At 43.3% G+C, this 22,604-nt stretch carries 19 protein-coding genes; 13 read left to right on the forward strand and 6 right to left on the reverse strand.

Annotation, left to right across the window (positions count from 1 at the left end):
- Positions 1–290 precede the first annotated feature (290 nt).
- Positions 291–479, reverse strand: a complete 189-nt coding sequence (locus tag AC1DQW_RS19115) for a hypothetical protein (RefSeq protein ID WP_477455534.1) — start codon at positions 477–479, stop codon at positions 291–293.
- A gap of 372 nt (positions 480–851) precedes the next feature.
- Here AC1DQW_RS19115 and guaA point away from each other — a divergent pair, with 372 nt between their 5' ends.
- From guaA to AC1DQW_RS19130, 3 genes are read left to right on the forward strand one after another with little or no spacing between them, the layout of a single operon-like run.
- The gene (gene guaA, locus AC1DQW_RS19120; RefSeq protein ID WP_477455535.1) at positions 852–2,381 is read left to right on the forward strand and encodes a glutamine-hydrolyzing GMP synthase; all 1,530 of its coding nucleotides are present in this window, start codon (positions 852–854) and stop codon (positions 2,379–2,381) included.
- Positions 2,338–3,582, forward strand: a complete 1,245-nt coding sequence (locus AC1DQW_RS19125; RefSeq protein WP_477455536.1) for a hypothetical protein — start codon at positions 2,338–2,340, stop codon at positions 3,580–3,582. Before guaA ends, AC1DQW_RS19125 begins: the two co-directional genes overlap by 44 nt.
- The gene (locus AC1DQW_RS19130) at positions 3,579–4,748 is read left to right on the forward strand and encodes an RsmB/NOP family class I SAM-dependent RNA methyltransferase (protein ID WP_477455537.1); all 1,170 of its coding nucleotides are present in this window, start codon (positions 3,579–3,581) and stop codon (positions 4,746–4,748) included. Before AC1DQW_RS19125 ends, AC1DQW_RS19130 begins: the two co-directional genes overlap by 4 nt.
- Before the next feature lie 494 nt (positions 4,749–5,242).
- On the opposite strand, the gene AC1DQW_RS19135 is transcribed toward AC1DQW_RS19130, so the two are convergent.
- A complete protein-coding gene (locus tag AC1DQW_RS19135; protein WP_477455538.1) occupies positions 5,243–5,812 on the reverse strand; it encodes a MarC family protein in 570 nt (189 codons plus the stop codon).
- 494 nt (positions 5,813–6,306) lie between these two features.
- Here AC1DQW_RS19135 and AC1DQW_RS19140 point away from each other — a divergent pair, with 494 nt between their 5' ends.
- Positions 6,307–6,744, forward strand: a complete 438-nt coding sequence (locus AC1DQW_RS19140) for a hypothetical protein (protein ID WP_477455539.1) — start codon at positions 6,307–6,309, stop codon at positions 6,742–6,744.
- Positions 6,745–6,889: 145 nt separating this feature from the next.
- On the opposite strand, the gene AC1DQW_RS19145 is transcribed toward AC1DQW_RS19140, so the two are convergent.
- Both AC1DQW_RS19145 and AC1DQW_RS19150 read right to left on the reverse strand, forming a co-directional pair.
- Complete coding sequence (locus tag AC1DQW_RS19145) at positions 6,890–8,446, reverse strand: amino acid permease (RefSeq protein WP_477455540.1); 1,557 nt, start codon at positions 8,444–8,446, stop codon at positions 6,890–6,892.
- Between the two features lie 1,033 nt (positions 8,447–9,479).
- The gene (locus tag AC1DQW_RS19150; RefSeq protein ID WP_477455541.1) at positions 9,480–11,729 is read right to left on the reverse strand and encodes a sodium-translocating pyrophosphatase; all 2,250 of its coding nucleotides are present in this window, start codon (positions 11,727–11,729) and stop codon (positions 9,480–9,482) included.
- A 155-nt stretch (positions 11,730–11,884) separates the two neighbouring features.
- Here AC1DQW_RS19150 and AC1DQW_RS19155 point away from each other — a divergent pair, with 155 nt between their 5' ends.
- From AC1DQW_RS19155 to AC1DQW_RS19170, 4 genes are all read left to right on the forward strand, one after another.
- Entirely contained in the window at positions 11,885–13,321 is a 1,437-nt protein-coding gene (locus AC1DQW_RS19155) for an APC family permease (protein WP_477455542.1), read from the forward strand.
- Positions 13,299–14,705, forward strand: coding sequence for a D-alanyl-D-alanine carboxypeptidase/D-alanyl-D-alanine endopeptidase (gene dacB / locus AC1DQW_RS19160; protein WP_477455543.1), 1,407 nt, complete (start codon positions 13,299–13,301; stop codon positions 14,703–14,705). The genes AC1DQW_RS19155 and dacB overlap by 23 nt, the downstream gene beginning before the upstream one ends.
- 292 nt (positions 14,706–14,997) lie before the next feature.
- The gene (locus AC1DQW_RS19165) at positions 14,998–15,645 is read left to right on the forward strand and encodes a hypothetical protein (RefSeq protein ID WP_477455544.1); all 648 of its coding nucleotides are present in this window, start codon (positions 14,998–15,000) and stop codon (positions 15,643–15,645) included.
- On the forward strand, positions 15,642–16,040 hold the full coding sequence (locus AC1DQW_RS19170) for a hypothetical protein (protein ID WP_477455545.1): 399 nt from the start codon (positions 15,642–15,644) through the stop codon (positions 16,038–16,040). The genes AC1DQW_RS19165 and AC1DQW_RS19170 overlap by 4 nt, the downstream gene beginning before the upstream one ends.
- Before the next feature lie 175 nt (positions 16,041–16,215).
- On the opposite strand, the gene AC1DQW_RS19175 is transcribed toward AC1DQW_RS19170, so the two are convergent.
- Positions 16,216–16,635: an OsmC family protein gene (locus AC1DQW_RS19175; RefSeq protein WP_477404144.1), complete on the reverse strand. Its 420-nt coding sequence runs from the start codon at positions 16,633–16,635 to the stop codon at positions 16,216–16,218.
- A 143-nt stretch (positions 16,636–16,778) separates the two neighbouring features.
- On the reverse strand, positions 16,779–17,849 hold the full coding sequence (namA, locus tag AC1DQW_RS19180; RefSeq protein WP_477455546.1) for an NADPH dehydrogenase NamA: 1,071 nt from the start codon (positions 17,847–17,849) through the stop codon (positions 16,779–16,781).
- 198 nt (positions 17,850–18,047) lie between these two features.
- On the opposite strand from namA, the gene AC1DQW_RS19185 reads away from it, so the two are divergent.
- From AC1DQW_RS19185 to AC1DQW_RS19205, 5 genes are all read left to right on the forward strand, one after another.
- Positions 18,048–18,755 carry a dienelactone hydrolase family protein gene (locus tag AC1DQW_RS19185; protein ID WP_477455547.1) on the forward strand — a complete coding sequence of 236 codons (708 nt, stop codon included), beginning with the start codon at positions 18,048–18,050 and terminating at the stop codon, positions 18,753–18,755.
- A 155-nt stretch (positions 18,756–18,910) separates the two neighbouring features.
- Positions 18,911–19,765 (forward strand): bifunctional helix-turn-helix domain-containing protein/methylated-DNA--[protein]-cysteine S-methyltransferase, encoded by an 855-nt coding sequence (locus AC1DQW_RS19190; RefSeq protein WP_477455548.1) that lies wholly within the window; start codon positions 18,911–18,913, stop codon positions 19,763–19,765.
- A gap of 6 nt (positions 19,766–19,771) precedes the next feature.
- Positions 19,772–20,479: a 2OG-Fe(II) oxygenase gene (locus AC1DQW_RS19195; protein ID WP_477455549.1), complete on the forward strand. Its 708-nt coding sequence runs from the start codon at positions 19,772–19,774 to the stop codon at positions 20,477–20,479.
- A 168-nt stretch (positions 20,480–20,647) separates the two neighbouring features.
- Entirely contained in the window at positions 20,648–21,202 is a 555-nt protein-coding gene (locus tag AC1DQW_RS19200) for an RNA polymerase sigma-70 factor (protein ID WP_477455550.1), read from the forward strand.
- 77 nt (positions 21,203–21,279) lie between these two features.
- Positions 21,280–22,440 (forward strand): FecR family protein, encoded by a 1,161-nt coding sequence (locus tag AC1DQW_RS19205; protein WP_477455551.1) that lies wholly within the window; start codon positions 21,280–21,282, stop codon positions 22,438–22,440.
- Positions 22,441–22,604: the final 164 nt, after the last annotated feature.

The following is a 22,604-nucleotide window of genomic DNA, read 5'->3' on the forward strand; positions in this document are numbered from 1 at the left end:
TGTCAATAGGTACTGTTCTGACTTTAAGAAATAAAAAAGGAGGATAACCCTATACCGTCAACATCATAATTACTACGTGTCATGCCCGGGCGCAAAGTGCCTCCTTTTATTCTGATTTATATAAATATAAAGATATGAGCCCGGGCCGCAGGCAACACCATGAAAATCGGTATCAAGTAATTAGTATCAAGATTTTTTATTCGCTCTGTACAGTTTGGGATTGCATCGTATCTTATAGTGACGGTCTATTTATTTATTAGGGATCAAAAGCTTTCGTTTTCCCTAAAGCGTCAGCAGAACAGCTTCGGACGAAAACGGGCAAAACAATGTGGGGTTGTGCGGCTGCAGGGCATAGGAAGTTTTTGCATGTGTGGGGATATGCGGGCAAGGGCAAAATAATTCCAGCCCAGGTTTTGCCCGTTTTGCAGGGCAAAGGCCCTGAGCGCAAAGAAGCATTTCTGCTGACTTGAATTATTCACTTATTATTTGTTTTTTATTGGTGCTCATTATCTCGCTATGCTCGGTCTTTGGACACTTTTGTTTCAAGACAAAAAGGACTAGGCCCTCCCGCGGCCATGAGCGGGACGATGTTACTCCGATACTACAAAGTAAAGTTAACACCCAAATAGCGGCTCTGTACAGTTTGGGATTGCTTCGTGCCTCGCAATGACGGTGGTTGAGGTGTTATGTTAACACGAAAAATCCAGTCTTTTTAAGCCGCTCTGTACAGTTTGGGATTGCTTCGTACCTCGCAATGACGGTGAGTTGTTGTTTCTGGTTCAGGCGAACTCCCCAATCAAAAATCTCAAATCTCATATCTCACATCTCATATCAAAATCCTATCTTTGCCCATGCAAGAAAAAATCCTCATTCTTGACTTTGGCTCGCAATTCACCCAACTTATAGCGCGCCGTGTCAGGGAGCTCAATATTTACTGTGAGATCCACCCCTTTAATCATTATCCCGAAATTGACAGCACTGTAAAAGGTATCATCCTTTCCGGCAGTCCTTATTCTGTACGGCAGGAGGATGCTCCTCATTTTGATTTCGAGCAGTTTCACACTACCCGGCCTATTTTAGGGGTTTGTTATGGGGCGCAGTATGTAGCGCATTTCCACGGCGGCGAGGTGCTGCCATCAAGCACCCGGGAGTATGGCAGGGCCAATCTTGAATACATTAACAGGGAAAACCCGCTGTTTAAAAATATACCCGAAAGCTCGCAGGTTTGGATGTCGCATGGCGATACGATTGACAGTATCGGCGATAATTTTGAAATTATTGCCAGTACCGATACCGTAAAAGTTGCGGCTTACCAGGTAACCGGCACCCAAACGTACGGCATCCAGTTTCACCCCGAAGTAACACATAGTATCGACGGCAGGCAGCTGCTGGAAAACTTTTTGGTTGATATCTGCGGCTGTCACCAGGATTGGACACCAGATTCGTTCATTGAAACTACCATTGCCGCTTTAAAAGAGAAGTTAGGTGATGATAAGGTAGTGTTAGGGTTATCGGGAGGAGTTGATTCATCGGTTGCGGCGGTATTGCTGCACCATGCTATTGGTACAAACCTGCATTGCATATTTGTTGATAATGGTCTTTTACGCAAGGACGAATATGAGCAGGTGCTCGACTCGTACAAGCACATGGGCCTTAATATAAAAGGAATTGATGCTAAAAGTCGTTTTTACGATGCACTGGCCGGCTTAAGCGACCCCGAAAAGAAACGGAAGGCTATTGGCCGGGTGTTTATTGAGGTATTTGATGATGCCGCGCACGAGGTTAAAGATGTAAAATGGCTTGGCCAGGGTACTATTTACCCGGATATTATTGAGTCGGTTTCTGTTAAGGGGCCATCGGCTACCATCAAATCGCACCATAACGTTGGCGGACTGCCCGATTTTATGAAACTAAAGGTTGTTGAACCTTTAAATACCCTGTTTAAAGACGAAGTAAGGCGTGTTGGCAAGGCATTGGGTATCGATCCTAATATTTTAGGCAGGCACCCTTTTCCAGGTCCGGGGTTGGCAATCAGGATATTAGGTGATGTAACTCCGCAAAAAGTTGCTATATTACAGGAGGCCGATGCGATTTATATCAACAATTTGCGGTCATACGGTGTTTATGATAAGGTTTGGCAGGCCGGCGCAATATTTTTGCCGGTTCAGTCGGTAGGGGTAATGGGCGATGAGCGCACTTACGAGAACGTAATTTGTCTGCGTGCGGTGGAATCGTTGGATGGAATGACAGCCGATTGGTGCCATTTACCATACGACCTGCTGGCCAAGATCAGTAACGAGATCATTAATAACGTAAAAGGAATTAACCGGGTAGTATATGATATCAGTTCGAAACCACCTGCTACAATTGAGTGGGAATAAATGGTTACTGTTTTTTTTAACGGCACTGGTACTGTCTGCATGTTCGCCAAAGGTGCGGCCGGTAACTGCACCCGTAAAAAAACAAACTGAAACTGAAAAAACAAAAGTTGCCGAAAAGCCACCGGTAAAGCCCGTGTCGGCAAAACCATTAACCATAGCCATGATGCTGCCTATGGGGTTGGATCATTTAAGGCCCGGGTCAAAATACACATCATCGGGCCTCACCAAGGCCAATATGAGCGTGGAATATTATCAGGGCTTTAAATTGGCTTTGGATTCGCTGACGGCTGATGGCGCTAATTTTAAACTGCGTTTGTACGACTCAAAGGATGAGGACGCGCAATCGCATAGCCTGGCCCTTAATCCTCTTATCAAAAACAGCGACCTTATTGTTGGCCCGGTTTTTCCCGATGGTATAAAGATATTTGCCACGGGGCTTAATACAAAGTCGCCAATTGTTTCGCCGCTGTCACCGGCATCGCCTGCCACAATTAATAGCGACAATTTGATAACTGTTATGCCACCTTTAGAGTATCATGGCTGGGGTGCCGCGCAGTTTATCAATGATAAGTTAAAGCCAAAAAAAATATTTATTCTGCGTTCGGGATTTAGCCAGGAACAGGATTATGTGAGGGGATTTAAAAATGCTACCGACAGTTTAAGTAAAAAGAAGGTAAGGATAATAACCGTTGTTATTTCAAAAGGACAGCTTAGCGGTTTAATTCCCCAGCTTTCAAAAACAGAACAGAATGTGTTTGTGGTAGCCGCTACCGACCAGGCTTTTTTGAACGTTACCCTGCGATCATTAGATACCCTGAACAGGCATTACCCGGTGGTGCTGTTTGGACACCCAAGCTGGCAAAAGTTGGGATTTTTAAAGGTTGATATTTTGCAGCGCCTAAAAACCCATATTACATCGGCCGACCAGGTTGATTACAAATCAGACGCCAGTATGGAATTTATAAGGGTATACCACAGGCTTTACCACGTTGAGCCTACCGATTATGCCATAAAAGGATTTGATGAAGGCATGTATTTTGGCAAACAGCTGATTGATAACAATTTTGCATCACTTGATAAGGCCGATTTTACCGGCCTGCACAATAAATTCCGCTTTATAAAAAAACCGGGACTGGGTTGGGTAAACACCCATGTAAATGTATTAATGTATAGTAACTTTGAGTTAAAACAGGTAGAATGAAGGCAATAAACCAGCTTAAAACGTTTCAGCGCATAATAGGTGAATACCCGGTTGATACGCCCTTAAGTAAATTTTTACCCGGTTTTTACAGGCAAAACAAACAAATGGGCTCTACCGATAGGCGGGTAGCCAGCCGTTTAATATATAATTATTTCCGCATAGGGCAGGCCTTGCCCAACCTGGCTACCGACGAACGGCTTATTGTAGCCGAGTTTTTATGCCATACCCAAACTAACTCGTTCCTTCAAAATTTTAAGCCTGATTGGGCCGCTTGTGTAAGTTTTAATGTGGATGATAAGCTTGCCCTTGTAAAAACAGCTTACCCGGCATTTAAGCTCGAGGATGTATTCCCCTGGATAGATCAGGTATCGGCGGGGATTGATAAGGATGCCTTTTTAAAATCGTTTTTTTGCCAGCCCGATTTGTTTATCCGGGTACGCAATGGGTACGACCACCTGGTTAAAGCTCAACTGAACAAGGCCGGAGTTGTATTTAAAGACGAAGGCAACGGCTGTTACGCTTTGCCTAATGGTACAAGGCTTGAAACTATTTTTCCTAAACAAAACTGGTTTGAGGTGCAGGATCTTTCATCGCAGCAAACAGGCGATTTTTTTAAGCCGCAGCGCTGGGATAGCTGGTGGGATGCCTGCGCGGCTTCGGGCGGTAAATCGCTGTTACTGCACGAGGATGAGCCCAATATAAAACTAGTGGTGTCTGATATCCGCGAATCGGTACTGGCCAACCTCGACGAGCGTTTCCAGCTGGCGGGCTTAACCAAGTACCAGAAAAAGGTGCTCGATTTAACCACCAATATCGATCAAACCCTGCACGATTATGAATTTGACGGGATCATTCTTGATGCCCCCTGCAGCGGCTCGGGCACCTGGGGGCGTACACCCGAGATGATAGCCCAGTTTATGCCTGCAAAAATTGAATTTTTTCAGCGCCTGCAAAAAAGCATCGCCCAAAACGTAGTAAAATACCTTAAGCCCGGCAAACCACTTATTTACATCACCTGCTCGGCCTTTAAAGGCGAGAATGAGGATGTGGTTGATTACCTTGTAAAAGAGCTTGGCCTAAAGCTGGAAGAAAGCAAGGTGCTGAAAGGCTATGAACATAAGGCCGATACGATGTTTGTGGCGAGGTTGAGCCCCCCAGCCCCCTGAAGGGGGAGTGAAAACCGCGAGATATAATCCGCTTCAACCGTTGCGAGTTTGTTGGCGGTTTGAACAATGCTTTTTTCCTACGGTCATTGCGAGGTAAGCAGCAATCCCGAACTTACAGAGTAGCTTTGCAAATCCGATCTGCATAGTTTGGGATTATTAATGTTGTGTTTTGATTTTATAAGTGTTAATGAGCTCCCTGCGGTCGGTTATCTTCGTACCTTATAATGACGTGTTTGTAAACTACTGATGATCAGTGCTATTTTTTAATATAAACTATGTCATTGCGAGGCACGAAGCAATCGCATGCTATACAGAGCGGACCTGCACAGTTCGCGATTGCCGCGCTGCGCTCGTAATGACATGGTTGTTGTTAGCCCCTAAAGCCAGCACGTCATCCCCATTTTTTACAGGATTAGCCTGGTGTATACTCGTATGACGGGGTATGAAAACACTTGCAGCCCCATCTGCACATCTGAAATCTATAATCTGCACATCTAAAGGTGCGTATTACTCCTAAACAACTTTATCGCTATAGCCAGCAATATAATCCCAAACGATTTACGTAATATACTAAGCCCAACCGGCCCTAACAGCTTCTCGAGCCATTTTACGTTTTTAAGTACCAGGTAAACAACTATGGTGTTGAGCACTATGCCTACAATGATATTTTGAGTTTGATATTGCGATTTTAAGGAGAGCAGGGTGGTCATAGTGCCGGCGCCGGCTATCAGTGGGAAGGCGATAGGGACGATAGATGCAGATTGAGGTAATTCTTCCTTGAAAAAATCGACGCCTAATACCATTTCCATAGCGATGATAAATATCACCAGCGAGCCCGCTATAGCAAATGATGAAATATCGAGCCCGATAATGGCCAGCAGTTCATCGCCCACAAACAAAAAAACGATCATTAATATCAATACCGCTATGCTTGCCTTTTCCGATTCGATATGCCCTACACGCTGGCGTACCTGGATAATTACGGGTATAGCGCCCAGGATATCAATAATAGCGAAAAGGATCATCGTAACGGATAATACCTCCCTGAAAATTAGTGGTTGCATGGTTTTAGGATTTATTCTTTATTGATTTTAACTGGAAACTGAGCAAAGTTGCAATTAAAAATCAGATGTAAACTAAAAAATCGTGATAACCCAGGGAAATCACTTTTAAATTTTTCCGTCGCTGGTGTTCAAGCTGTTTATGTTTGAAAGATAAAAAGCAGGTGTCATGTAGGGAAATCGCTTTTAAATATCTGCATGGCAAATTTTGGCTGAAGCCGCTTTTTGTTCCTTCGCTACCAGTCCCATAAATGGGACGGCAATGAACTTTTAGCTACTTTAAACGGGATCTGTCCTTAAATCATTGCCGTTGGGCTTCAGCCAACGGTTAAATTGGCAGAAACTAGTTAGGGCTTTAGCCAAAAAATATTATAGATTTTTAAAAGCGATTTCCCTGGGGTGTCGTGCCGTCTGTCGGCTGCAGAAGATATGTTTTGCTATATTAGTATTCCAATTTCCTTTAAAAACCGAAACCTAAAATAGCTAACCTTCTTACAATGAAACAATTTTTTTTATATACCTTAAGAATCTGGGTGACAACTGCTATAGTAAGTCCGGTGTTGTTTTTTATTATCCTGTTGATAGATTACCACTATACTGATCCTCATGGAAAATTAATATTAAGCACCTGCAAAACTCTTGCAATTTATTATGGCATCTTCGGCATATTACTTTCTGTACCCGGTTGTATCTTATTTATGATAAGTACATGGTTATTAAATAAAACGCATATAAAAACTGGGTATGCTAAAGCTTTACTATCCAGTTTTGCGATGGTTTATGGAATAATTTCACTTTTTTTATTTGCAGGATTTTTAGTCCCTGATGGAATGCCTGGTGCCTTCTTTCTCTTTATATTTTTATTTGCAGTTTTATTAATGATTAATACCTGGTGTTATAACCTTAACCTGGTTAAGTCAGTTCAATCCGAATAACTCAACTCCAAAGCTTTTGAATTTTTGTTCTTTTTGATTTAACCGGAAACTGAGCAAAGTTGAAATTAAAGCTCCGGTATAAAAAAGAACTTAACAAAAAAGGTTCTGAAATTTCAGAACCTTTTTTGTTAATATTGATATATGTTTATTCAACAAATTTTGGATTGATAGGATCAACGGCCGCTTCAACTTTACCATGCCTTACATGCGAACGTTTAACGCTGTAACCAAAGTAAATTACAAAACCTATCAGTAACCAGCCTATTAACCTTAACCAGTTTTCAAGACCTTCACTTGCTATCATACAAAGACAAATAATTGCTCCTAACGGACAAACAATCATATACCATGGAGTTTTGAAAGGGCGAACAATAGTAGGATCTGTTCGGCGGAGAATAAAAATACCTAAACATACCAGTACGAACGCGAACAAAGTTCCGATACTTACCATTTCGCCTACTATACTATCGGGTATAAACCCGGCAAATAAAGATACGAATACAAAAAATAACCATTGTGATTTGTATGGGGTACGGTGCTTAGGGTGCAGTTTTGAAAATATAGGAGGGATTAAACCATCTATACTCATGGTATAAAATACACGGGTTTGGCCCATAAGCATCACCAGGATAACCGAAGAAAAACCTGCAAGAATAGATACCGTTACCAATGATGATAACCAGGTATAACCTGGCATTGCCGTTTTAATGGCATAGCTAACAGAAGCTTCTTTACCTTGTATCAGGAATTCTTTGTATGAAACCAGGCCGGTTAATACGTGCGAGAACAGGATGTAAAGCGCGGTACAAATTACCAGTGATACCAAAATACCTTTTGGCATATCTCTTTGAGGATTTTTTGCCTCCTGCGCCGCTGTTGATACGGCATCAAAACCAATAAAGGCAAAGAACACCACACTTGCACCCCGTAATACACCGAGCCAGCCGTGATTAAAAGTATCGGCATAATTTACAGGGCCTGTATTTGTATTTACTATACCCGCATCGGCCGGGATTATATAAGGTGTATGATAGGCGGGATTTATAAAATGCCAGCCTAAACCAATGATCATAAGTACAATAGCAACCTTTACAATTACAATAATATTGTTCACAATTGCCGATTCTGCGGTACCACGGATCAATAACAGAGTAAGCATCAGCAAAATAAAAATGGCAGGTAAATTAATTACCCCATGAGCGCCCAGTTCGGCAGCATACAGGCCTGTAGTGGTTTTAGAAATCTCCCAGGGAGAGTGCGACCAGGCAAACGGGACATGAGTGTGAAAAAACGTATCTAAAAACGCGTTAAAATACTGCGACCAGCCTATGGATACTGTTGCAGCGCCTAATGCATATTCAAGCACCAAATCCCAGCCTATTATCCAGGCAATAAATTCGCCCATGGTAGCGTAGGAATAGGTATAGGCAGATCCCGCGATAGGGATCATACTGGCAAACTCAGCATAACATAAGCCCGCAAGTGCGCAGCCTGCAGCCGCAATTAAAAAGGAAATTGTAACCGCAGGACCGGCATGCTGGCCTGCTGCCGCCGCCGTTCGTACAAAGATACCGGCACCGATAATTGCGCCTATACCCAGTGCTATAAGCGATCCAACGCCTAAAGTTCTTTTCAGCGTTTTCTCAGTTTCCTTTGATGCAGCCATTAACTGCGCAATAGGTTTTTTAATAAATAACTTCATGTTTAATTAGTAAGATCAGTCGTAAAAAAATTAAAAATTCACATTTCCCCAAACGTACTTAAATTTATTGAAAAGATAAAGAGCAGAATGTAACAATGGACTTGATTAAATTACCCAAATTATAGTTTGAAAATGAAGTATTTAGCTAAGAAGTTGTTTGAAAAATAAAAAAGCAGATCGTTGTTGCGAGGCACGAAGCAATCCAAACTATGCTGATCGGATTTGCAAAGCTACCCAGCAAGGCGTGGATTGCTTCGTGCCTACCTATGGCTTATTCGATTTTCAAGGTGTAAAGGCCTGTCAGTCTGAGCCTGTCGAAGACTCGTGCGGAGAGGCCTTTGCCCGCTATGCTTCGACAGGCTACCCATGACGTGTTTTCAGAAAAAACATTTTGTCATCCTGAACGGAGTGAAGCATCTATTATTCGCCATGCTTCTTCGCCCTGTACAGTATGCGAATAGATCCTTCACTCCGTTCAGGATGACAAATCTTTTATAACGTCATTTTGCTAAAATTGAGGCCAAAGTTTGCCGGATTTGAAAGATATGCAGATGATAAGTTTCTAATTAATATATCCCGATATAAATTGATTTTTCTTCAAAAAAGTGTAATTATAGTGAAGACAGGAACAGTATATAGAAATTAATCAACAAAGATAAAAGTAGGGTTCGTGCATTTAATGCTTAGGTTTTGAACAGATTTAAATGGAGAAGTTTTTCACGCAAAGACGCGAAGACGCAAAGAAAAAAGAAGCAAATCACTTTGCATGCTTGCGTCTTTGCGCGAGATAAATTTCAGATATTGGAGTGCAGACCGGCAGCTTGATTTTAATCAGGAGTTAATTTTTAGGCTTATAATGTTGATTATCAGTTTGATAAGTGTTCCGGTTTTTGTTGATTTTTAAAAAGCTTAAGTTGTTGATAATCAGCTATAATGCGTTCCAAAGCGTTCGGGGTGTTCCACTGCCCTCAAATGGAACACTTATAAAAAAAGCCACCCTCACCAGGTGGCTTTCCATATATTGAAAACGATATTATCCTTTTTTATCCACCCTAATTACAGGCGAAGTATAAGCCTGTACAACAACCTGTTTTTTAACCTCCTGTTTCATGGCTGTTGACGCAACATGCTTTGCATTCAAATGCGGTGCAATAACCAGCGAAACGATAGACATCAGCTTGATCAAAATATTCATTGATGGGCCCGAGGTATCCTTAAACGGATCGCCCACGGTATCGCCGGTTACCGATGCTTTATGCGGTTCTGATTTTTTGTAAAACATCTCGCCATTGATCATACAACCTTTTTCGAATGATTTTTTAGCGTTATCCCATGCACCACCGGCATTGCTCTGGAAAAGTCCCATCAGCACACCGGATACGGTAACACCGGCCAATAACCCGCCCAATACTTCGGGACCGAAAGAGAAACCGATAATGATAGGTGTGATGAGCGCGATCAATCCCGGCGCAACCATCTCGCGGATAGAGGCTTTGGTTGATATGGCCACGCATTTTTCGTACTCGGGCTTGGCTGTGTACTCCATAATGCCCGGGATCTCGCGGAACTGACGCCTTACTTCTTCTACCATCGCCATTGCTGCACGGCCTACTGCCGAGATACACAATGCCGAGAAGATGAAAGGGATCATGCCGCCCACAAATAAACCGGCCAAAACATCGGCCTTGTAAATATCAATATGCTCGATGCCTGCAACACCCACAAAGGCGGCGAATAGGGCCAGCGAGGTTAACGCAGCAGATGCGATGGCAAAACCTTTGCCTGTAGCGGCGGTAGTGTTACCTACGGCATCTAAATTGTCTGTACGGTGGCGTACTTCCTCGGGCAGACGGCTCATTTCGGCAATACCACCGGCGTTATCAGCAATAGGACCAAAGGCATCAATTGCCAATTGCATGGCCGTAGTAGCCATCATACCTGCGGCGGCGATAGATACCCCGTATAAACCCGCAAAATGGTACGAGCCATAAATACCCGATGCTAAAACCAGGATAGGCAGCACGGTTGATTCCATACCCACGGCCAATCCCCCAATAATATTGGTAGCATGCCCGGTAGATGACTGGCGGATAATGCTCAGCACCGGGCGTTTACCCATAGCTGTATAGTATTCTGTTATAATCGACATTAATGTACCAACTATAAGGCCCACTGCTATCGACATAAAAACACCGTTTTTGGTAAATACCAGCGACCCGGTTTTTACTGCATGGCTGGCATCCTCATCGCGTACCATGTGAAAGCTATCAGCAGGCAGCATCCACTGTACCACAAAATAAGTGGCAATGGCAGTTAAAATGATAGATGTCCAGTTACCTATGTTTAAAGCTTTTTGTACACTATCTGTTTCGTTTTTGATCTTCACCATAGCTGCACCAACTATCGAGAATATCAGGCCTAAACCCGCAATAACCATTGGCAGCAATATTGGGGCTATGCCTCCAAAATTATCATGCGATACAATTTCGCGACCCAGAACCATGGTAGCAAGCATAGTTGCCACGTATGATCCAAATAAATCGGCACCCATACCGGCAACGTCGCCTACGTTATCGCCTACGTTATCGGCAATGGTGGCCGGGTTACGCACATCATCCTCGGGAATCCCGGCTTCTACCTTACCTACAAGGTCGGCACCTACGTCGGCAGCCTTGGTATAAATACCGCCGCCCACACGGGCAAACAGGGCAATGGATTCGGACCCTAACGAAAATCCGGCTAAAACATCCAATGCTTTTGCCATGGCCTCGCCATTTACGGTGCCTCCTGTATTTTTAACATAAACAGTGTAAAAAACTATGAACAGCGAGCCTAAGCCAATGATGGCCAGGCCGGCAACACCCAAACCCATTACGGTACCGCCGGTAAATGATACTTTTAAAGCCTGTGCAAGGCTGGTACGTGCGGCTTGTGTAGTGCGCACATTGGCTTTGGTGGCAATACGCATGCCCAGGTAACCGGCAAAGGCCGATAAAAATGCACCTACTACAAATGACACGGCAATAACCGGGCTTGATGTAGCTACGGTAGTACCGCTCCAGGCCAGCAGGATACCTGCAATAAAAACAAAACCACCGAGCACTTTCCACTCGGCACGTAAAAAGGCCATCGCCCCATCGGCAATATAGCCGGATAGCTTTACCATATCGCCGTCACCGGCATCCTGTTTGGTAACCCATGCTGCTTTAATGGCCATTGCGGCAATGCCGGTGAGCCCGAAAACCGGAATTAAATAAATTAAGTAAGCGTTCAAAAAATCCATAGTCGCAAATTTGGTTTATAAAGTACTACTGTTTTGGTGTATAGTATTGCAGGTGTAATTGGTGCTTGCAAAATAGTAATTTTATTTTCTTTAAAATAGCCTGTCAATATTAAAGTTTTTTGAATAGTTTAGGACTTTAAACCCTTTTATAATTTATGGCAAAAGATCCCGGACAACCCAAAATGAAACATGAACTTGGCCTGCTTGACGGCACCATGCTGGTAGCAGGCTCCATGATAGGCTCAGGTATATTTATAGTTGCTGCTGATATTGTACGTAATGTTGGCTCGGCAGGTTGGCTGATAGCCATTTGGTTGATAACCGGTTTCATGACTTTAACTGCTGCCTTAAGTTATGGCGAGCTAAGCGGCATGTATCCAAAAGCAGGCGGGCAGTATGTATATTTAAAAGAAGCCTACAACAAACTCATCGCCTTTTTATATGGGTGGAGCTTTTTCGCGGTGATCCAAACCGGCACTATCGCGGCGGTTGGGGTGGCATTCTCTAAGTTTACGGCATATTTAATCCCTGCTGTGAGTGAGGACAATATACTTTTTCAACAGGGTTTTGTCAAGATCAGCGCGGCTCAGTTGGTGTCTATAGGTGTAATAGTATTACTTACCTTTATCAACACCCGCGGGGTAAAAAGCGGTAAACTGATACAAACTACCTTCACTTTAACCAAGTTGTTAAGTTTATTCGGGCTTATCATTTTTGGTTTTGTGGCTTTAAAACCCGAAATATGGCATGCCAATTGGAGCGATGCCTGGAACCTGCACAAATTAAACACCGATGGCAGCTTTACAAGCGTAACCCTGGCAGCAGGGCTTGGTGCAATAGCAGCCTCGATGGTGGGTTCTATATTCAGCAGCGATTCCTGGAATAACGTAACTTTTATTGCCGGCGAAATGCGTAACCCCAAACGGGATGTAGCATTAAGCCTGTTTTTTGGTACTATGATAGTTACCATTATTTATGTTGCAGCCAACGTGGTTTATACCGGTGTTTTACCATTGCATGAAATAGCTACCGCGCCTAAAGACCGTGTTGCCGTAGCAGCATCACAGGTTATTTTTGGCAATACAGGAACAGTTATCATCGCTATAATGATCATGATATCAACTTTTGGCTGTAACAACGGGTTGATTATGGCAGGCGCAAGGGTTTATTATACCATGGCAAAAGATGGCCTGTTTTTCAAAAAAACCGGCGAACTAAATGAAGCATCAGTGCCCGAGTTTGGTTTATGGATACAGGCTCTGGTAGCTTCGGTACTTTGCTTAAGCGGCAGGTATGGCGATCTGTTGGATATGATCTCCTTCGTGGTGGTAATATTTTATGTGCTTACCATTATTGGTATCTATATTTTAAGAGCTAAACACCCTAATGCCGAGCGTCCGTATAAAGCCTTTGGTTACCCGGTGTTACCTGCGATATATGTTGTGATGGGCATCGCGTTTTGTATTTTGCTGATCCTTTATAAACCACAATTTACCTGGCCGGGCTTAATTATCGTATTGATAGGTATCCCGATATATTATGTCACTAAAGGGAACGTTAAAAAGCAGGATGAAGCGGTTATTAATAGTTAGTTTATTTATTTTAAATGGGCAGGTTTACGCCCAGGATCTGCAGCAAAAAATATCAGCAGCTTTTAGCAGGTTACAGGCCGATAGTCAGTGTACTTACGCATCGCTATCATTAACTGTGCTTGATGCTAAAACCGGCGAGCAGCTGTTTGCTGCTAACCCCAACATGGGTTTGGCTACGGCGTCAACCCTTAAAACTATTACCGCCATTACCGCTTTTAATGTTTTGGGAGTCGATTTCAGGTACCAAACGCAGCTGGGCTACAGCGGCGGAATTACCGCCGATGGAACCCTTAACGGCGACATTATCATTAAGGGCGCGGGCGACCCTACCCTGGGTAGCTGGCGATACGAGCAAACCAAAGAGGCTCATGTACTGGCCCTAATGACCGACGCCCTGAAAACCGCAGGCATCAAAAAAATAAACGGGAGGATTATTGGCGATGACAGCATCTTCGGCACACAATCTATTCCCGAAGGTTGGATCTGGCAGGATATAGGCAACTATTACGGCGCCGGAACATCGGGCCTTTGCTGGCGCGAAAACCAGTTTGATATTAAATTGCGCACCGGTGCGGTTGGTAACCCGGTTGGCATAGCGCATACTGTACCCAACATTCCGTACCTTACTTTTAAAAGCGAACTGGTGAACGGTTCATCGGGCAGTGGCGATAATGCGTACGCCTTTTTACCCGTAGGCGGTAAAGTGATGTACCTGCGCGGCAGCTACGCCATCGACCAGGAGAAAAAAAGTATTTCTGCTGCTTTGCCTGATGGTGCCTATGATGCCGCCCTGCGTTTGGCGGATACACTGAAAAAACTGGGAATCACTGTAAGCAATGATCCCGAATCTGTTACCACACTAACGGCAAAAGGATTACAGGCGCCCCTGATTTCAAAAAACCTTACAACTATTCAGTCGCCGCCCTTAAGCAGGATCATTTACTGGCTCAATCAAAAAAGCGTAAACCTGTATGCCGAGCAACTGCTTAAAACCATAGCCTGGAAACAAGGCAGAAAGCCAACCACATTAAATGGTGTAGATGAGGTCCAAAAATTCTGGAAGGCAAGGGGTATCGACCCGAATAGCATTAATACCTACGATGGCAGCGGCCTTTCACCCGGCGACAGGGTAACTACCGGCACATTGGCCAAAATCCTGCAATCGGCCAAAAAAGAAAGCTGGTTTGCCGATCTGTATGAGAGCCTCCCGGTTTATAACAACATGAAAATGAAAAGCGGCAGCATCAACAATGTGCTGTGCTACGCAGGTTATCAAACCCATAACGGGAGGGAGCTTTGCTTTTCTATAATGGTGAATAACTTTAACGGATCGGGCCGGGGAATTAAAGAAAAGATGTTCAGGGTTTTGGATGTGTTGAAGTAGAGGCCCCCTAAGCCCCTGAAGGGGGAACGCCACGTGGAAGAATGTCATCAATATTGGTTATATAATTACTTCTTTTGATTAGCCAACCCACCTCTTTTCAGGGTTTCTTTTGCCTTCTCTACTTTTTTTAAACAAAAGGGTCGTTCCCGTGGCTTTCAACCTCACTGGCTAATAGGGCCGGATACTATTTCTGTCGATATGTTTTGTACAATAGTGGGCATATTATCTGCAGTATTTAATGCGGTTTTTTTTGCTGGTATATTATCCTAACTTTATTATCACAACCGAATCCATGAAGATGTTAACCTTAACTCCACGCAAGCCAATCATCTATCCCCCGGGAATAATCAGCCTTGCTTTATTGCCGATATTTTGTTTAATTTATTTAAATGAACAGAAGGCATTTGCTCCCCGAAATATGATGACTATTGCCGTATGGAGTCCTGAATGGCAGCAGGCTTTGCCAAAAAAATTTCAGCATAAATTTCCACCCGAAAGAAAATATCTCCATATCAATTTAGATGGAAAAAATGAAGCCGACGATAAAATTCGCCTTGATTTTGCCCGATTACAGATAAGGGAAATGCTTAAATCAAGAGATACAATTGGAGGCGTTGATTTTCATTTTGGCAACAAAGCCAAATACTGGACTTTTGTTAACGCGCTCGATATTTGCCAAACAGAAAACATTCTTGCTTATGCCCCTTATAAGGATGACATATATGTTATTAACGTTATACCTAAAAAAATTACCGTTGAAAAGCTATTTATTTGCGGAAACCTGTCCCAAAATCGTAGTTATTTATGGTCCAATTATCCTGACATAATGATCCCCAGCTTTAATCAATTAATAATATCTTTTTGGGCGCCCGGAATTGCGTTTTTGATGATGTTGTTTTTTTCGTTACGTAAGTTATATTTAAATTTATATCAACCATGAAAAAATTAAACGCTGCAATCATATTGTCCATTTTTACCCTTTCAGCCTGCAAGCCAAAAACCAACCCTGATGAGGCTGTTAAAAGCATTCAATTTAAATTTACGGAGCTGGGGCGCGAAACCCAGTTCAGGATCACCTGCGATAAGTTTGATTTTTATTTCCCCGAAGGGAAGGTTAAAAATTTTACACAAACACCGGGTATAGATAGCGTGATGCAACTGTTAAGCGGTATGAAACTGGCCGGCGAAGGCACTCAGCCCGATGTGAGGGGTAAAATTTATATCACCCATGCCAATAATGCCGTTGATACTGTTTGTGTAGGTGTTAAGGCGATGGATTACAAAGGCTCAACTTACGAAACACCGCAGGGGTTATTGGCGTTGATACAAAAATAACAGGCGCTTAAAATAAAACGGGTAATTATCAGAGCTAAAATCCGGGATCTCTGAAGGGGGAACGACAAATCCGCGAAAGACTTACGAAGTTTTTAAAACTTCGTAAGTCTGGGACCCTACAACTGGTCATGAGCAGTGCAACGTGGCAATGACATGGTTGTAAAGTGATATTTACTTACGCGTAAGTAACATTCAAAGTAAATGGTACGCTCAATGCTTTTGAAATGATGCAATTTGCTTTAGCGTCTTCGGCAATGGCTTTAAATTTGGCTTCGTCAACACCATCAATCGCTGATGCTTTCAATTCCAGGTGGATACCGGTGATGCTTAATGCCTGCATATCCAGGTCGAGGATAGCATCGGTGGTCAAATCGCCGGGAGTAAATCCAGCTTGTGACAGGGCAGCGCCAACAGCCATAGTAAAGCAGCCTGCGTGCGCAGCAGCAATCAGCTCTTCGGGGTTGGTGCCAACGCCATCGGCGAAGCGGGTTTTAAACGAGTATTGTGTTTTGTTAAGCACGGTGCTTTGCGTGGTGATTTCTCCGCTGCCGGCCTGTAAAGTGCCATTCCAATGGGCGTTTGCTGTACGTTTCATAGTTTGTAGTTTTTATTGTTTATGGTTTTTGTTTAGTCTATAGACCATAATCGATGGCCCATAGGTTTATTTTTGGTGCTTTAATAATAATTGGATTCCATACCCCATGGACTATTGACCATCGGCTATGGACTTCGCTCCCCTCACGACCATTTCGCCCGTTCATACTGAACCGGCCATTTTACTTCGTGCCCAAGTTCATGTGCTGCACGCAGCGGGAAATGCGGGTCGCGCAGCATTTCGCGGGCCAAAAATATAAGGTCGGCCTCGCCTTCCTGTATAATTTCATCGGCCTGGTGTGCTTTGGTTATTAAACCTACTGCACCGGTAAGTATACCACTTTCTTTTTTAATTTTCTCTGCAAATTCAACCTGGTAACCTGGTTTTAACGCTATCTTAACCCCTGCAATGTTTCCGCCGGTTGAGCAGTCTATCAGGTCAACGCCTTTATCCTTTAATATTTTAGCAAGTGCTACCGAGTCATCTGCCGTCCAGGTACCTTCGATCCATTCTGTTGCCGAAAGGCGTACAAACAGCGGGCTTTCTTTTGGCCATGCTTCCTGCACACTTTCAATAACTTCTAACAAAAAGCGGATGCGGTTTGGGAACGATCCACCATATTCATCGGTACGCTTATTACTTGCGGGTGAAAGAAATTCATGCAGCAAATAACCATGTGCGCCATGCAGCTCTATCACATCAAAACCAGCTTGTACGGCCCTTGCCGCGGCTGCCTTAAAATCGGCTTTTATTTTTTCAATTCCCGCTTTATCCAATTCAAGCGGAGCCTCTTCACTTTCGATAAAAGCTATAGCGCTTGGCGCGTAAGATTTCCATCCGTTTGGTTGATCGGAGGGGATCTGTTTTCCTCCCAGCCATGGTTGCTGGTGACTGGCCTTCCTACCCGCATGCGCCAGTTGTATGCCGGCATAAGCGCCATGAGCATGTATAAAATCGGTGATCTGTGTTAGTTTTTCAATGTGTTCATCCTTGTAGATTCCCAGATCGGCAGAAGAAATGCGGCCCTCGGGCGATACCGCTGCGGCTTCGGTAATAATTAAAGCAGCGCCGCCAACAGCACGGCTGCCCAGGTGTACAAAATGCCAGTCGTTAGCAAAGCCGCCTTCGCTGGAGTACTCGCACATAGGGGATACCACGATGCGGTTTTTAAGTTCGATATTTTTTATTTTAAGGGGCGAAAACAGATGGGCCATATTTTTTTATTTGGTACAAATATGGTAAGTAACATCGGTTGGCACCTCACTGTTTTGTAAATTATTGAAGGAGGTGAGGGATGATAAATTAGCGCTATAAATACTAAAGCCGCAAATAAAAGACCTCTTACCGTTAACCTTTTGCCCTTTAAGTATCTGTCATTGTTTTTTAACTTTGAACTAAAACTGTCATAAACTATGGATAATGAAAATTATATCGAACTAAATATTGCGGATGGCAGTAACATGGCAGCCTATACGGTATTCCCCGCAGATGTGAAACCAGGTACGCCAGCCATTATTGTATTACAGGAGGCCTTTGGCGTTAACCATCACATCCGCAGCGTTGCTGATAAATTTGCAGCTGAAGGTTATATTGCCATTGCCCCCGAACTTTTTCACCGCACTGCCCCAAAAGGTTTTGCAGGCGACTATACTGATTTTAATTCGGTAACCCCACACACTTCTAAACTAAGCAATGAAGGTTTTAAGGCCGATCTTGAAGCAACATGGGCATGGCTAAGCACACAAACCAACGTGGATATTAATGCTGTTTACGCCATAGGTTATTGTATGGGCGGCAGGGTAACCTTTATTGCCAACGCATTATTGCCATTAAAAGCGGCGGTATCTTATTATGGAGGCGGTTTGGATAAAGTTGCCCACATGGCTGCCAATCTGCATGGCAAGCACCTGTTTTTTTGGGGAGGTAAAGATGCGCACATCAAAACCGAAAACATCAATACCACTATCAACGCGGTTGAAGCTGTGGGGAAGGATTACATCAACGTAAAAATATCCTACGCCGATCATGGTTTTAATTGTGATGAGCGCTCAAGCTATAACGAAGCCGCATCCAAAGAAGCATGGACTTTGACGTTGGCATTTTTGGAGAATAACAGATAGGTAGAAAGCAAAAAGGGAGCAGCATTATGCAGGTACATCATTAAAAACAGGCAATGGGTGAAAAATCTGGTTCAGGCGAAATCAATGTCAGCAAGTTCCGGGTTTTATGGCGTTCTTTATCGGCCTACATTTGTTTGTAAATAATAAATAACATTATGAACACACAAGAAAATATCAATTATGAACGTATTGCCGGGGCGATAAACTACATAAAGCTCAACTTTAAAAACCAACCCAATTTGGATGAAGTTGCCGAAAAGGTGAACCTGAGCCCCTTCCATTTTCAACGTTTATTTACCGATTGGGTAGGCATCAGTCCCAAGAAGTTTTTGCAATACCTGAGTTTGGAATATGCCAAGGGAATATTGAAAGATAAGCAGGCTACTTTATTCGATACCGCTTATGAAACCGGACTTTCGGGCACCGGTCGGTTGCATGATCTGTTTATCAATATTGAGGGGATGACTCCGGCCGAATACAAGAACGGGGGTAAAGAATTGAGTATCAATTACAGCTTTGCCGAAAGTCCGTTTGGTAATATCATTGTAGCATCAACCCCTAAAGGAATTTGTTATATGGCGTTTGCCGATGACCATGCCGACGCGCTTGAACAGTTGAAACTGCATTTCCCCAATGCCGCTTACACCCAGGTGCTTGATCTGGCCCAGCAGGATGCTTTGCATATCTTTAAAAAAGATTGGTCGCAATTACCGGCTATTAAATTACACTTAAAGGGTAGCAGCTTCCAGCTAAAAGTATGGGAAGCATTACTAAAAATACCGATGGGTGGCCTGTGCAGTTATGGGGATATTTCGCAAAATATACTACTGCCCAATGCTGGCAGGGCGGTAGGTAGCGCAGTTGGTGCCAATCCGGTGGCGTTTTTGATCCCTTGTCACAGGGTTATCCGGTCGACAGGAGAATCGGGGCATTATCATTGGGGATCAACCCGTAAATCGGCCATGATAGGCTGGGAGGCTGCAATGGTTAATAACCCGGTATCAATTTAAATGGCTATGGAAATTAAAGGAAGAATTAACGGTTTAAACTGGGCGGATATTAAAGCCGAAATGGATACTAAAGGGTATGCATTAGTTAAAAATGTTTTAACTGTGGATGAATGCAACAACCTGGTAGCCCAATATGCTAATGAAAATCTGTACCGCAAAACGGTAGTTATGGAGCGGCACCATTACGGCCGGGGAGAGTATAAATATTTTACGTACCCGCTGCCTGCAATCATTCAGCAATTGCGCGAAAGTGTTTATCCTCATTTATCCCCGATAGCCAATAACTGGATGGAGTTATTGAATAAAGAGCTGCGTTTCGCCGGTACATTGGATGAATTATTGCAACATTGCCATGAGCACCAACAACTGCGCCCAACGGCACTGATATTAAAATATGTGAAATGTGGCTACAACGCCATGCACCAGGACCTTTATGGCGAAGTGTTTTTCCCCATTCAGTCGGTATTTGTTTTAGACGAACCGGGTGTTGATTATGAAGGGGGCGAATTTATTTTGCTGGAGCAAAAGCCCAGGGAGCAATCAAGAACGATAGTGTTAAAACCGGCCAAAGGCGATATGGTACTGTTTACCACCAGTTACCGGCCTGCAAAGGGGAGTAAAGGGTATCATAGGGTTAATATGAAGCATGGCATCGGTGAAGTAACGGATGGCCAACGGTGTAGCATGGGTATCATTTTTCATGATGCCAAATGATACCGCACCTGGCTTTGGGCGATACCTCTTTTTCGTGCAGCAGAAAGTTAAAACCTATAAAGAATGGGTTAATTTTGAGAATTTGAAGGGTTGAAAAATGAATTTATGGCTAATTATTATTTCAATAATCAATATTCAAATTTTTATTAAATTTATCGAAGTTTTAGGATGGCCGATAAAATAGTTATAAGTGATGTGCAGCTGGTTGATCGATTAAAATCGGGCGATGAAAGCGCGTTGACGGCTATCTACAAAAAATACTGGCAGCAACTGTACCTATCAGCTTATAATGTTTTAAAGGATAACCAGGCCTGCGAGGATATTATCCAGGAGCTTTTTATAAAGCTTTGGAATAGCCGGGAAAGTATCCGGATAACCGTATCATTAAAGGCGTATCTATACGCTTCTACCAGGTATGAGGTTTACCGGCAGATCCGTTCGGGAGCTGTAACGAGCGATGTTTTTGATATGCTTGCAAACAGATTGCAAACCCCTACGGGGCAGGAGGATATAGAATATAAAGAACTGATATTGCAGCTAAACTCGGCAGTAAACACCCTGCCCGAAAAGTGCCGCGAGGTTTACCGGCTTAGCCGCGAAGAACATTTAAGTCATAAACAAATAGCCTCCCAACTTAATATCTCAACCAAAACTGTAGAGAACCATCTGACTAAAGCCTTAAAGCAATTGCGTACTTCGCTGGGGAGTTTCTTTTTGTTTTAGGAACTTTTGTCGATTTTTTTTCTCTCATCAATAGGGGATACCCCCGTTTTTATACTCTCCTTATAAAAAGCCAGGTTTTGCAAAAGCACGAATTCCAACAATTGATTGATAAATACCTCAACGGGCAGGCTACCGATGATGAGGTGCAACTGTTGATGGACTTATTCGATAGCTTCCAAACCAACGAAGATTGGGATGAGCGGGCACTCGGCGTAAAGCAACAACTGGAAGATAAAATGCTGCAGCGTTTGAAAAGTGCTGTTCAGCAATCAAAAAAACAAGATCAACCAAAAGTATTCCGGCTTTTTGCCTACCGGAATATTGCCGCTGCCATAGCGCTCCTGTTTATAAGTGCCGGGATTTATTACAGCTTTCAACACGCTGCTAAGAGCCCCCTAACAGCACAAAATAACACTGCTGTTAAGCACGATGTTGATCCGGGTAAAAATAGAGCAATCCTAACCTTAGACAACGGCGAGAAAGTGGTGCTCGATTCCGCAAGAATCGGCACCCTTGCCCAAAAAGGTAACATCAGTATAAAAAAGACAAAAGATGGGCAGCTTATTTATGTGGCTGACGGTGAAAAAAAATCATCGGATGATGAGCCTATGGCCTATAACACAATCAGTACACCACGTGGCGGCCAATACCAGGTGATATTACCCGATGGGACTAATGTTTGGCTCAACGCGGCTTCATCTATTAAATTCCCAACCACTTTTGCAGGTAATGAGCGTAATGTTGAATTAAGCGGCGAAGCTTACTTCGAGGTTACTAAAAATCCATCCAGACCTTTTAAAGTAAATGTTAATACCCTTAACGTAAAAGTTTTAGGTACCCACTTTAATATTAATGCCTATAGCGATGAGGACGCCATCAGGACTACCTTGCTGGAAGGTTCTGTACAATTAACCAGTGGCGCGGCCAGCAATTTGTTAAAACCAGGTCAGCAGGGTATAATTAAAGGCGGCAATATACAGGTTATTGATGTTGATTCCGAAGAATTCGTGGCCTGGAAAAATGGCATTTTTGAATTTAACCGCTCCGGTATTCAGGATATCATGAAACAACTTTCGCGCTGGTACGATATCGAGGTAATTTATACAGGCAAAATACCCGATGATGAGTTTGTTGGAAAAATTGAGCGGAATGTAAAACTATCGCAAGTGTTGCACGTGCTGGAGCTTAGCCATGTCCATTTTAAAGTTGAAGACAAAAAGATAATAGTATCACCTTAACCATATCAATTAATAACAATTACCTTGAGTTAAACCATCTACCTATGAAAAAAAGCAGACTTATCTTCTAACACCCTACACCTACCTTGCCTGCAAAAATGCCGGGAGTACTGCAATACTCCCGGCTTAAATGTATGGGCCAGGTTTTTCCTGAGTTTCCTTCA

It is taken from the genome of Mucilaginibacter sp. P5_A4, assembly GCF_056400605.1.